We start from the raw sequence: 11,352 nt of genomic DNA on the forward strand, positions 1-11,352 counted from the left end.
GCTGTGGGGGGTGTGGGGAAGGTGGTGCGGGGACGGCCCGGCCTCAGGCGGCTTCCATGGCCCGGCGCCGGATCTGCTCCTCCACGTCTCCGCGCCGGACCGGCGCGCTGACCTCGTGCAGGAAGGAGGCGACCTCGCGGTACGAGGCCCAGAACCCGACCTCGTGGTACGGGACCCCGCGCTCGGCGCAGTACTCGCGGGTCAGCTCCCGGGCGCGCGGCAGGCTCTTCTGCGGCATGGCCGGGAACAGGTGGTGTTCCACCTGGTAGTTGAGGCCGCCGTAGAGGAAGTCGATCAGCAGGCTGGGCCGGATGTTGCGGGAGGTGAGGACCTGGCGCTCCAGCCAGTCCAGGGTCTCCTCGTCGCCGTCGCGGACGTCCATGCCCTTGTGGTTCGGGGCGAAGATCATCCCGAAGTACACGCCCAGGGCGGCGTGCTGGACCAGGATGAAGGCGACGGCCAGGGCCGGGGAGAGCACGGTGAAGACGAGGCCGAGGTAGACGGCGGCGCGCAGCACGATGAGGAAGGTCTCCAGCACGGGCCGCTTCGTCTTGCCCTGGACGATCGACAGGACCGCGGTCTTCAGCATCTTGAAGCCCTCGAGCACCAGCAGCACGAAGAACAGCACGCTCTGGTAGCGCACGACGAACTTCTGGGTGCCCTTGCGCGTGGGGTACTGCTTGATGTCGAAGATGGCGGTGCGCCGGCCGATGTCCGGGTCCATGTCCAGGTGGTTGGGGTTGCTGTGGTGGCGGTTGTGGTGGTTGACCCACCAGCCGTAGCTGACCCCGTTGACCAGGTTGGCGTGTATGTAGCCGACCGCCGAGGCGGCCTTCTTGCTGCGGAACATCGCCTTGTGGCCGGCGTCGTGCCACATGAACGCCGACTGGCCGCCGCACAGCCCCATCCACAGGGCCGTCAGCAGCTGCCACCAGGAGTCGCCCAGCTCGAAGAAGGCGGCGAACCCGATCAGCAGCAGGGCGGTGTTGAGGGCCAGTTTGCCCACGTAGTACCGGGGGTCGAGGTCGAGCAGGCCCTCGGCCTTGACCCGTTTGAGTAGTTCGGAGAAGGTCGCCGAGGCACCGGTGCGCTGCCCGGCGCCGGCGCCTCCACCGGCGGCCAGTGCGGCCCCGGCCTCTTGTGTGTGCGGACGCTGCATGCGTTGCTCTCCTTGGGAGAAGTGCCCGGATCGGGCGGCGGCACCGCTGCCCCACGGACCTGCGGGCGCCGCGAGTCGACTTCAGCTCCCGCGCGGTCACCGCCGCGGGACAGGGCCTGGAGTCCGTCCGGCGGACCCGGGCGACGGGAGCACAGTGCGGTGCTCCCGGGCCCGGACCGCCGGGCGAACGTGTGTCCAGCGTTCCGTGGAGCGCTGATGTGGCACTGATACCGGTCTGACCGGGTGTGCGGCGCGGGGCTCAGCCGGCCGCCCCGGCGCGCAGCCGCTCGTCGAGGGCGCGGACGACCGAGTCGGCGGCCTCGGCCACCACCTCGTCGTCGGGGGCCCCGATGACCGCCATCAGCTGCTCGACCATGGCGTGCTGGAGTTCCTCGGTGGACTGGCTCATGTCTGCTCGCTCCTTCCGGTGCGGGTGTTCGGTGCGGATGTTCGGTTCGGGTGTGCGGTGGTTCGGCGGGCTGCCGGTGCCGTCAGAAGGCGTTGCAGGCGCGGAAGACGTGCGCGAAGCCAGGCAGCGAGGCCTGCGGGCCGTCGAAGGCCACGTACTCCGGGATCAGCACGTCGGGAGCCCACTTCTGCTTGTACGACAGCTGCGTCTGCGCCGGGTACAGGGCCGCGCCCTCGGCCCACAGGGCGTGCATCAGCCACTGGAACGCGGGGCTGTGGCCGTCGAGTTCGTGGCTCGCGTCCAGCCCGGTGAAGGGCGTGAACCCGAAGTGCAGCCACTGGACCCCCTCGGCCCGGAACACCTCGATGGCGTGCGCGTTGATGGCCTCCATGAGGCCCGGCGAGCCCTCCGGGATACGCCGGCTCAGGTCGTGCATCCAGCCGGCCCGGCTGCCGTAGACCGGCGAGTACGAGATGTACGCGACCGGGGCGCCGTCGATGGTGCCGACGAACAGGCGGCGGTGCTCCTGGACCGGGCCGCCGATCTGGCCGACGAGGAACTCCAGTTGCTGGGCGCCGCCCTTGGAGCCGAGCCAGGCCTGGTCGATGGTGGCGATGGCGTCCTGGACGTCGGCCGCGTCGACCTCCTTGATCGTGAGGCCGTTGCGGTGGGCGCGGGAGATCTTGTTGCGCAGCTGCATGAACTTGGTGCCGCGCAGCGTGAACTCGGGCAGGCCCACCGCCCAGGAGGCGCCGACCTGGTTGACGGTGAAGCCGGCGGCGGCGTAGCGCTCGGCGTCGGAGCGCTGGAGTTGCACGCCGACGAGGCTCAGGCCCTCGTCGCGGGCGTACTGCCGGAAGCCCTCGAGGAGGGTGGCGTAGTCCTGTCCGGCGGCGAAGGGGCCACCGAACTGCACGGCCCAGCGGCCGGTGCGGCGGTAGACGACGACACCGTCCGCGCCCGGGACGGTGAACGTACTGTTTCCGCTGTTGAGCGCCAGGAAGGAACTCGGGTTCTCGGCATCCGTGTGGCTGCGTATGGCGTCGAGAACCGGGTTGTCGGTGATGGCTTCGGTGGTGGTCGCGGTCATTCCCTTACCCCTTTCGGGAGCGTTTTCCATCGAAGGGAGTACAGCACCGAGAGGTTGCCCGAGAAAAGGGCCACAAGGAATTCATTGCCTGCGTCAGAAGCGTGTCAGCATTCCGTCAGCGGATGCTGCGACTGTTGTTTCCGTGAACGGCACGGGAAACCGGGCCGGAAGCGAGGAGAGGTGCCCGGAGTGGCTGATCGGGGACCTTGAGCACGCCTCTAGGTCGGGCCGGCGACGGCCTGCGCAGGTTCGAATCCTGCCCTCTCCGCCACGGTCGGAAGTACACTCGCGTACGAATTCTTTCCATCCGGTGCCGCGCTGAAGACGCCGCGGGACCGGATGTCCCAGGAGCCGCCGGCCGCCCCCGTCCCGGCGGAGCAACCGCCCCGGCGGGCCGATGAGAAATCAGGCGCCCGCCGGGGCGCGGCGCGTTCGGCCCCTGCTTTTCACCGTGGCACGAGCCCGGAAAGAGCCCGGAAAGAAACATCTTCGCCAGGAATTTTCGTTCAAGGGGGAGAAGGCATGCTGAGGTTCTCCGTACTCGGGGCACTGCAGATACTCACCGTCCACGGCCCGGCGGACGTCTCCGGCGACCTGCAGCGCACTCTGGTGCAGACGCTGCTGGTCAGCGAGGGGCAGCCGGTGTCCGGGGAGAGCCTGGCGGAGGAGATGTGGGGGGACTCCGTCCCCGACAACCAGGCCAACGCGCTCCAGGCCCACGTCAGCCGGCTGCGCCGCAGACTCCGTGACCTGGAGCCGGACCGTCCGGCCTCCCGGGTGACGATGCACCCCTCCGGCTACCGGCTCGGCGTCGGCGAGGGCGAGCTGGACGCGGCCGAGTTCATCAGGGCGGTGCGGCTGGCCGAGGCCGCGGCGCCGGACGACGCGGCCCGCACCGCGCGGCTGCTGGGCGACGCGCTGGGCATGTGGCGCGGTCCGGTCTTCGGCGGCTTCACCGCCGGGACGCTGTGCCAGCTCGCGGCCGCCCGCTACGAGGAGTACCGGATGCGCGCCATGGAGCTGCGCTTCGACGCCGAGCTGCGGCTGGGCCGCCATGCGGCGGTGCTCGCCGAACTGGCCGAGGCGCACACCAACCACCCCTTGCGGGAACGGTTCTGCGAGCAGCTGATGATCGCCCTGTACGGTTCGGGCCGGCAGGCCGACGCCCTGGACGTGTTCCGCCGGATGCGCCGCCACCTCGACGACGAGCTGGGGATACAGCCCTCCCCCGCGCTGCGCCGGGTCGAGCACGCGATCCTCTCCCACGACCCCGCCCTGACCGGCGACATGCGCCTGCAGCCGGTGTGAGGCCCGGGCGGGCCGGTGGCCGGGTGCCGGGCGGCCCGCCACCGCGCCGCGTAAGCGCTCCGTCAGCCGCCGGTCAGCCCGCCTTGGCACGCTCTTCGGGCAAGTGGAACCAGACTTCCCTACTTTCGGAGGCCCCATGACCACGAGCCAGACCCCGGCGCACGCGGCGCGGCATACGCTCACCCGCTCCGCCGCGGCCCGCCCGTTACGGACCTTCCTCGCGCTGGACGCGGCCGTCACCGCCGCCAACGGCCTGATCTATCTCCTCGCCGCTGGACCGGTGGGTGACCTGCTCGGACTCGGCACCGGACTCCTGCGCGGCATCGGCGTGTTCCTCACCGTGTACGGCGCCCTCGTGGCCCTGCTGGCGCGCCGGCCGGTGCCGGGCAGGACCGCCACCAAGGCGGTCGTCGAGGCCAACACGCTGTGGGCGGTCGCCTCGGTCGCAACCGCCGTCTTCGGGTGGTTCGGCCCGAACACCGTCGGCACGGTGTGGACCGTGCTCCAGGCGGCCGTCGTGGGGGCGTTCGCCGTGCTCCAGGCGAGCGCGCTGCGCCGGCTCGGCGACCGGTAATCCGTCACTTCAGGGAAGCAGGGGGAGACATGAGGTCCCAGGTCGAGGAACTGGCCGGCATACGTGAGCGGGTGCTCGCCGGCCCGAGCGAGAGGGCGACCGCCGCCCAGAAGGCCAAGGGCAAGCTCACCGTGCGCGAACGGATCGGCCTGCTCCTCGACGAGGGCTCGTTCCAGGAGGTCGAGTCGCTGCGCCGGCACCGGGCGACCGGGTTCGGCCTGGAGGCGAAGAAGCCGTACACCGACGGTGTCGTCACCGGCTGGGGCACGGTCGAGGGCCGTACCGTCTTCGTCTACGCCCATGACTTCCGGATCTTCGGCGGCGCGCTGGGCGAGGCCCACGCCGCCAAGATCCACAAGATCATGGACATGGCCATCGCGGCCGGGGCGCCCCTGGTCTCCCTGAACGACGGCGCGGGTGCACGGATCCAGGAGGGCGTCACCGCCCTCGCGGGCTACGGTGGCATCTTCCGGCGCAACACGGCGGCCTCGGGTGTCATTCCGCAGATCTCCGTGATGCTGGGTCCGTGCGCCGGCGGCGCGGCCTACAGCCCGGCGCTCACCGACTTCGTGTTCATGGTCCGCGAGACCTCGCAGATGTTCATCACCGGCCCGGACGTGGTCAAGGCGGTCACCGGCGAGGAGATCACCCAGAACGGCCTGGGCGGCGCCGACGTCCACGCGGAGACCTCGGGCGTGTGCCACTTCGCGTACGACGACGAGGAGACCTGCCTGGAGGAGGTGCGCTACCTCCTGTCGCTGCTGCCCCGCAACAACCGCGAGAACCCGCCCGCCGTGCCCTGCGACGACCCCGCCGACCGCCGCTGCGAGACGCTGGCCGACCTGGTGCCGGCCGACGGGAACCGGCCGTACGACATGACCCGGGTGATCGAGGAGATCGTCGACGACGGCGAGTACCTGGAGGTCCACCAGCGCTGGGCACGCAACGTCATCTGCGCGCTGGCCCGGCTGGACGGCCAGGTCGTCGGGATCGTCGCCAACCAGCCCCAGACCCTGGCGGGCGTGCTGGACATCGAGGCGTCGGAGAAGGCGGCCCGCTTCGTGCAGATGTGCGACGCGTTCAGCATCCCGATCGTCACCCTGCTGGACGTGCCCGGCTTCCTGCCGGGCGTGGGCCAGGAGCACGGCGGCATCATCCGCCACGGCGCGAAGCTCCTCTACGCCTACTGCGACGCGACCGTGCCCCGGATCTCGCTGATCCTGCGCAAGGCGTACGGCGGCGCCTACATCGTCATGGACTCCCAGTCGATCGGCGCCGACCTCACCTACGCCTGGCCCACCAACGAGATCGCCGTGATGGGCGCCGAGGGCGCGGCCAACGTCATCTTCCGCCGCCAGATCGCCGAGGCGGACGATCCCGAGGCCGAACGCGCCGAGCTGGTCAAGGCGTACAAGGCCGAGCTGATGCACCCGTACTACGCGGCCGAGCGCGGCCTGGTGGACGACGTCATCGACCCCGCCGAGACCCGCCGCGTCCTCATCGGCGCGCTGGCGATGCTGCGCACCAAGCACGCCGAGCGCCCCGTGCGCAAGCACGGCAATCCCCCTCAGTGACGGAGGTCCCCATGTCCCTCGCATCCCCCACGTCCCCCACGTCCGCTGTTTCTCCCACTCCCCCGATCCGCGTCGAGCGGGGCGAGGCCACCGACGAGGAGCTGGCCGCCCTGACGGTGCTGCTGCTCAGCCGGAGCGCGCTGGCCGGGCAGGGCGCCGAGCCCTCCTCGCCCGGCACCACCTCCTGGCGCCCCCACGCCTTCCACGCCCCGCACAGCTGGCAGCGCTCCTGACGACCGCGGCCCGCGCCCGACGGCCCGGCACCTCGCGGGGGTGCCGGGCCGCCGGCCGGATGCGTCAGTCCTGGACGAGGGTGATGTCCCGCTCCGTCACCGCGTGGAAGTAGGGCAGCGGCACGATGCCCGACGGGCGCAGCTCCACGAGGGCGGCCTGGACATGGGCCGGACCCGCCTCGACGGAGCCGGGCACGACCTTGCCCGAGTTCTCCCAGCGGTGCTCGGCGCCGTCGCACAGCGCGACGCCGCCGCCGACGCCCTGCTGGACCCGGGGGTCCGACTGGCCGACCGAGGAGCCGACGAGGACCGGCCCCGTGCCGGCGGTGCAGCGGTAGGTGCCGGAGAGGGTGACGGTGCCGTCGGCGGCGACGGTGCCGGTGGGGTCGACCGTGATGCTCTCGCCGGCGTCGGCCGCGGCCGGGCCGACGGCGGCACACAGCAGCGCCGCGGCTCCCAGGGCGGTGGCGAGGGCGTGGCGTAGGGGCATGGGATGCCTCCCGGTTCCGTGGGGTGGGGGGCCTCCACTGGTACCGGTCGGCCGGGCCGCCCGCCGTGACCGTCACCCCATCGGTGGCGCGTCTTCGGACCGTCCGGAAGTTGTCCGCGTGTTGTCACGCTTCTCCGCGGACGGTTCCCCCGCGCCCCCGGCGGAGGCATGGTCGGTGCATGCCGGGCCGCGGCCGATCCCGCCGGCCCCCTTCCCGCCCGCTGTGGAGGTGCGCCATGTGCTCCTGCCAGATCTCGTCCACGGCCGTCGACGCCGGTGTCCCGCATCTCGTGGCCGCCCGTCCGGAACAGGGCTGGGCCCTGCTGTGCGACGGCTCGATCGTCTTCGACGACTCGGGCGAACTGCACCCGGACGGCAGCGTGGTACCGCCCCGCCGGGTCCCGGACGAGCGGCTCGCGGCGGCGGCCTGAGGCTTCAGGGCAGCACCGCGAACCCGTCCAGTTCCACCAACGCCCGCTCGTCCCACAGCCGTACGACCTGCACGACCGCCATCGCCGGGTAGTCCCGGCCCGCCCGCTCCCGCCAGATGCGGCCCAGTCGCCGTGCGTGCGTGCGGTAGTCGGCGACGTCGGTGGCGTAGACGGTGACGCGGGCGAGGTCGGCGGGGGTGCCGCCGGCCGCGGCCAGGGCGGCGAGGAGGTTGGTGAGCGCCTTCTCGAACTGCTCGGGCAGGGTCTCGCCGGTGACCTTGCCGTCGCCGTCGAGGGCCGTCTGGCCCGCCAGGAACACCACGCGGGAGCCGGTGGCGACGACGGCGTGCGAGAAGCCCGTGGGCGGGGCCAGCTCGGGCGGGTTGACGCGCTCGGTCGTCACCGGGCCTCCCGGGTGCGTGTGGCGTACAGCTCCTTGGCGATGATGCCCCGCTGCACCTCGCTCGCGCCCTCGTAGATCCGCGGGGCGCGCACCTCGCGGTAGAGGTGTTCGAGGAGGTGGCCGCGGCACAGGGCACGGGCGCCGTGCAGCTGGACGGCGGTGTCGACGACGTACTGCGCGGTCTCGGTGGCGAGCAGCTTCGCCATGGCGGCGCGCCCGGGGACGTCCGGTGCGCCGGCGTCGTGGGCGCTCGCCGCCGCGTACACCATCAACCGGGCCGCCTCCGTGCGCAGGGCCATCTCGGCGACCTGGTGGGACACCGTCTGCAGGCGCATCAACGGGCCGCCGAACGCCTCCCGTTCCGCGGTGTGGCCGAGGGTGGCGTCGAGCGCCGCCTGGGCCATGCCGACCGCGAAGGCCCCGACGCTGGGCCGGAACAGGTTGAGGGTGCCCATGGCGACGGCGAAGCCGCGGCCGGGCTCGCCGAGGACGTCCTCGGCGGTGACGGGCACGGCGTCGAAGTCGAGGGCGCCGATGGGATGCGGCGAGATCATCTCCAGCGCCGAGCCGGTGAGGCCCGGCCGGTCGGCGGGGACCAGGAAGGCGGTCACCCCGCGGGCCCCGGCGCCCGGGGTGGTGCGGGCGAAGACGGTGTAGAAGTCCGCCTCGGGGGCGTTGGAGATCCAGCACTTGGCGCCGGTGAGCCGCCAGCCGGAGCCGCCGTCGGGCTCGGCCGCGAGGGCGAGGGCCGCCGCGTCGGAGCCGGCGCCCGGCTCGCTGAGCGCGAACGCCGCCACCGCCCCGCCCTCGGTGACCCGGGGCAGCCAGCGCTCCCGCTGGGCGGAGGTGCCGTGGGCGTGCACCGGGTGGGCGCCGAGGCCCTGGAGGGCCAGGGCGGTCTCGGCCTCGGTACAGGACTGGGCCAGCGACTCCCGCATCAGGCACAGGTCGAGCGCGCCGGAAGCGAACAGCCGCGCGAGCAGCCCGAGCCGGCCCAGCTCGGCGAGGAGCGGCCGGTTGACCCGGCCCGGTTCACCCTTGTCGGCGAGCGGACGCAGCCGTTCGGCGGCCAGGGCGCGCAGCTCGGCGCACCAGGCGGTCTGTTCCGGTTCGAGTGAGAATGCGGGCACTGCCGGTCCTCCCTCCGGGGCGGGTCCCGTTGGCCCTCCCCGTCTCCGGGCGAGGTTATCGCGCACAGTTGACTGCCGTCACCAACACGATACGCTCGATCCGCGAGCGCACCAGGACGCCCGTCTCGACGCCTGTCACGGCATAGGGGGCGAACCGCCATGCACGTCTCGGCCCACGTCGACACCTTCGCGCGCGACCATCTCCCGCCGCCGGACGAGTGGCCCGAGCTGTGCTTCGACCTGCCGGAGCTGTGCTACCCGGAGCGGCTCAACTGCGCGGAAGAGCTGCTCGGCGGCACCGACCCCGGCCGGCCCGCCTTCCACACCCCGGCCGGCCCCACCTGGACGTACGGCGAGCTGCGCGCCCGGGTGGACCGCATCGCGCACGTCCTCACCGGCGACCTCGGTGTGGTGCCCGGCAACCGCGTGCTGCTGCGCGGCCCCACCGGCCCCTGGCTCGCCGCCTGCTGGCTCGCGGTGCTGAAGGCGGGCGCGGTCGCGGTCACCGTGCTGGCCCAGCAGCGTCCGCACGAGCTGGCCACGATGTGCGAGATCGCCCGGGTCCGGCACGCCCTGTGCGACGTCCGGGCCGTGGACGACCTGGCGAAGGCCGAGATCCCGGGCCTGCGCATCACCACGTACGGCGGTGACGCGTCCGACGACCTGCTGCGCCGCCCGGCCCCCGGCACCCCGTACCCGGCGGTGGACACGGCCGCCGACGACGTGGCCCTCATCGCCTTCACCTCCGGCACCACGGGTCGGCCGAAGGGGTGCATGCACTTCCACCGGGACGTGCTGGCGACCGCCGACACCTTCTCCCGGCACGTGCTGCGCCCCCGGCCGGACGACGTGTTCGCCGGGAGCCCGCCGCTCGGCTTCACCTTCGGCCTCGGCGGCCTCGTGGTCTTCCCGCTGCGGGCCGGCGCCAGCTCCCTGCTCCTCGAACAGGCCGGCCCGCGGCAGTTGCTGCCGGCGATCGCCGAGCACCGGGTCTCGGTGCTGTTCACCGCGCCGACCGCCTACCGGGCGATGCTCGACGAGCTGGACGGCCACGACGTCTCGTCCCTGCGCCGCTGCGTGTCCGCGGGCGAGAACCTGCCCGCGGCCACCTGGCGGGCCTGGCGGGAACGCACCGGTCTGCGCGTCATCAACGGCATCGGCGCCACCGAACTGCTGCACATCTTCATCTCGGCGGCCGACGAGCGGATCAGACCCGGCACGACGGGCGTGCCGGTGCCGGGCTGGCAGGCGCGCGTGCAGGACGCGCACGGCGACCCGGTGCCCGACGGCGAGCCCGGCCTGCTCGCGGTCCGCGGCCCGGTGGGCTGCCGCTACCTGGCCGACCCACGGCAGCGGGAGTACGTGCGCGGCGGCTGGAACGTCACCGGCGACACCTACGTCCGGGAGAGCGACGGCTACTTCCGCTATGTGGCCCGCGCCGACGACATGATCGTCTCCGCCGGGTACAACATCGCCGGGCCGGAGGTGGAGGACGCCCTGCTGCGCCACCCCGACGTGGTCGAGACGGCCGTCGTCGGCCGGCCCGACGAGGCACGCGGCCAGGTGGCGGTGGCGTACACCGTCCTGCGGGAGGGCGCGGCGCGCGACCCGGAGGCGCTGCGCGCCTTCCTGACCCGTGAGCTGACCCCGTACAAGTGCCCACGCGAGTTCGTCTTCCTCGACACACTGCCCCGCACGGCCACCGGCAAGCTCCAGCGGTTCCGGCTGCGGACCGGAGGTGACCCGCAGTGATATCGACGACCTAAAATGATCAACGTGTCCGAGCAGCACGCCCCCAGGTCCCTCATCGTCACGCTCTACGGCGCGTACGGCCGCTTCGCACCCGGTCCGGTGCCCGTCGCCGAGCTGATCCGGCTCCTGGCCGCGGTCGGCGTGGACGCGCCGTCCGTCCGCTCCTCGGTGTCCCGGCTCAAACGCCGCGGCCTGCTGCTGCCCGCGCGCACCGCGGCCGGGGCGGCCGGCTACGAACTCTCGGCCGAGGCAAGGCAGTTGATGGACGACGGCGACCGCCGTATCTATCTGACCGCGCCGCCGGAGGACGAGGGCTGGGTGCTCGCGGTGTTCTCGGTGCCCGAGTCGGAGCGGCAGAAGCGGCACGTGCTGCGCTCCCGGCTGGCCGGGCTGGGCTTCGGCACGGCGGCGCCCGGGGTGTGGATCGCCCCGGCCCGCCTCTACGAGGAGACCCGGCACACCCTGGGCCGGCTGCGGCTCGACCCGTACGTCGACTTCTTCCGCGGGGAGCACCTCGGCTTCGCGCCCACCCCGGAGGCCGTCGCCCGGTGGTGGGACCTGGCGGCGATCGCCAAGGCGCACGAGCGCTTCCTGGACGTGCACGCGCCCGTGCTGCACGCCTGGGAGCGGCGCACCGCGACCGAGCCCGAGGACGCCTACCGCGACTACCTCCTCGCCCTCGACACCTGGCGCCACCTCCCCTACACCGACCCCGGCCTGCCCCCCCACCTGCTCCCGGCGGACTGGCCGGGCGCCCGCTCGGCCGAGGTCTTCCGGGGGCTGCACGAGCGGCTGCGGG

13 protein-coding genes and 1 tRNA gene are annotated in these 11,352 nt (G+C 72.8%); 8 read left to right on the forward strand and 6 right to left on the reverse strand.

The features are described 5' to 3' along the window. Nucleotides 1-43 precede the first annotated feature (43 nt). The 3 genes from V7E45_RS34325 to V7E45_RS34335 all read right to left on the reverse strand — a co-directional run bounded on the left by V7E45_RS34325 (nucleotide 44) and on the right by V7E45_RS34335 (nucleotide 2,658). Nucleotides 44-1,159: a fatty acid desaturase family protein gene (locus tag V7E45_RS34325; RefSeq protein ID WP_333778160.1), complete on the reverse strand. Its 1,116-nt coding sequence runs from the start codon at nucleotides 1,157-1,159 to the stop codon at nucleotides 44-46. A 259-nt stretch (nucleotides 1,160-1,418) separates the two neighbouring features. Then, the gene (locus V7E45_RS34330) at nucleotides 1,419-1,568 is read right to left on the reverse strand and encodes a hypothetical protein (protein WP_333778161.1); all 150 of its coding nucleotides are present in this window, start codon (nucleotides 1,566-1,568) and stop codon (nucleotides 1,419-1,421) included. Nucleotides 1,569-1,650: 82 nt separating this feature from the next. Continuing rightward, complete coding sequence (locus V7E45_RS34335; protein ID WP_333778162.1) at nucleotides 1,651-2,658, reverse strand: DUF2156 domain-containing protein; 1,008 nt, start codon at nucleotides 2,656-2,658, stop codon at nucleotides 1,651-1,653. Between the two features lie 174 nt (nucleotides 2,659-2,832). On the opposite strand from V7E45_RS34335, the gene V7E45_RS34340 reads away from it, so the two are divergent. The 5 genes from V7E45_RS34340 to V7E45_RS34360 all read left to right on the forward strand — a co-directional run bounded on the left by V7E45_RS34340 (nucleotide 2,833) and on the right by V7E45_RS34360 (nucleotide 6,347). Then, nucleotides 2,833-2,929 (forward strand) — tRNA-OTHER (locus V7E45_RS34340). 251 nt (nucleotides 2,930-3,180) lie between these two features. Further along, nucleotides 3,181-3,966, forward strand: coding sequence for an AfsR/SARP family transcriptional regulator (locus V7E45_RS34345; protein ID WP_333778163.1), 786 nt, complete (start codon nucleotides 3,181-3,183; stop codon nucleotides 3,964-3,966). 136 nt (nucleotides 3,967-4,102) lie between these two features. Beyond that, nucleotides 4,103-4,540: a hypothetical protein gene (locus V7E45_RS34350; protein WP_333778164.1), complete on the forward strand. Its 438-nt coding sequence runs from the start codon at nucleotides 4,103-4,105 to the stop codon at nucleotides 4,538-4,540. Nucleotides 4,541-4,569: 29 nt separating this feature from the next. Then, nucleotides 4,570-6,114: an acyl-CoA carboxylase subunit beta gene (locus V7E45_RS34355; protein WP_333778165.1), complete on the forward strand. Its 1,545-nt coding sequence runs from the start codon at nucleotides 4,570-4,572 to the stop codon at nucleotides 6,112-6,114. A gap of 11 nt (nucleotides 6,115-6,125) precedes the next feature. Next, entirely contained in the window at nucleotides 6,126-6,347 is a 222-nt protein-coding gene (locus tag V7E45_RS34360; RefSeq protein ID WP_333778166.1) for an acyl-CoA carboxylase subunit epsilon, read from the forward strand. A 64-nt stretch (nucleotides 6,348-6,411) separates the two neighbouring features. Here the strand turns inward: V7E45_RS34360 and V7E45_RS34365 are convergent, their stop codons facing one another. Beyond that, complete coding sequence (locus V7E45_RS34365; RefSeq protein ID WP_333778167.1) at nucleotides 6,412-6,837, reverse strand: DUF6299 family protein; 426 nt, start codon at nucleotides 6,835-6,837, stop codon at nucleotides 6,412-6,414. A 236-nt stretch (nucleotides 6,838-7,073) separates the two neighbouring features. Here V7E45_RS34365 and V7E45_RS34370 point away from each other — a divergent pair, with 236 nt between their 5' ends. Continuing rightward, nucleotides 7,074-7,268, forward strand: a complete 195-nt coding sequence (locus tag V7E45_RS34370; RefSeq protein ID WP_333778168.1) for a DUF5999 family protein — start codon at nucleotides 7,074-7,076, stop codon at nucleotides 7,266-7,268. A 4-nt stretch (nucleotides 7,269-7,272) separates the two neighbouring features. Here V7E45_RS34370 and V7E45_RS34375 read toward each other — a convergent pair whose 3' ends face one another. Together V7E45_RS34375 and V7E45_RS34380 are read right to left on the reverse strand one after the other, a co-directional pair. Next, on the reverse strand, nucleotides 7,273-7,671 hold the full coding sequence (locus V7E45_RS34375; RefSeq protein ID WP_333778169.1) for a RidA family protein: 399 nt from the start codon (nucleotides 7,669-7,671) through the stop codon (nucleotides 7,273-7,275). Then, the gene (locus V7E45_RS34380; RefSeq protein ID WP_333778170.1) at nucleotides 7,668-8,801 is read right to left on the reverse strand and encodes an acyl-CoA dehydrogenase family protein; all 1,134 of its coding nucleotides are present in this window, start codon (nucleotides 8,799-8,801) and stop codon (nucleotides 7,668-7,670) included. The genes V7E45_RS34375 and V7E45_RS34380 overlap by 4 nt, the downstream gene beginning before the upstream one ends. 72 nt (nucleotides 8,802-8,873) lie before the next feature. Between V7E45_RS34380 and V7E45_RS34385 the strand changes: the two genes are divergently transcribed. Continuing rightward, nucleotides 8,874-10,553: an AMP-binding protein gene (locus V7E45_RS34385; RefSeq protein WP_333778172.1), complete on the forward strand. Its 1,680-nt coding sequence runs from the start codon at nucleotides 8,874-8,876 to the stop codon at nucleotides 10,551-10,553. Between the two features lie 15 nt (nucleotides 10,554-10,568). Further along, nucleotides 10,569-11,352: PaaX family transcriptional regulator (locus V7E45_RS34390; RefSeq protein ID WP_333778171.1), on the forward strand; the 784-nt coding region annotated here is incomplete at its 3' end.

It is taken from the genome of Streptomyces sp. IBSBF 3136, assembly GCF_036815105.1.
Lineage (GTDB): Bacteria > Actinomycetota > Actinomycetes > Streptomycetales > Streptomycetaceae > Streptomyces.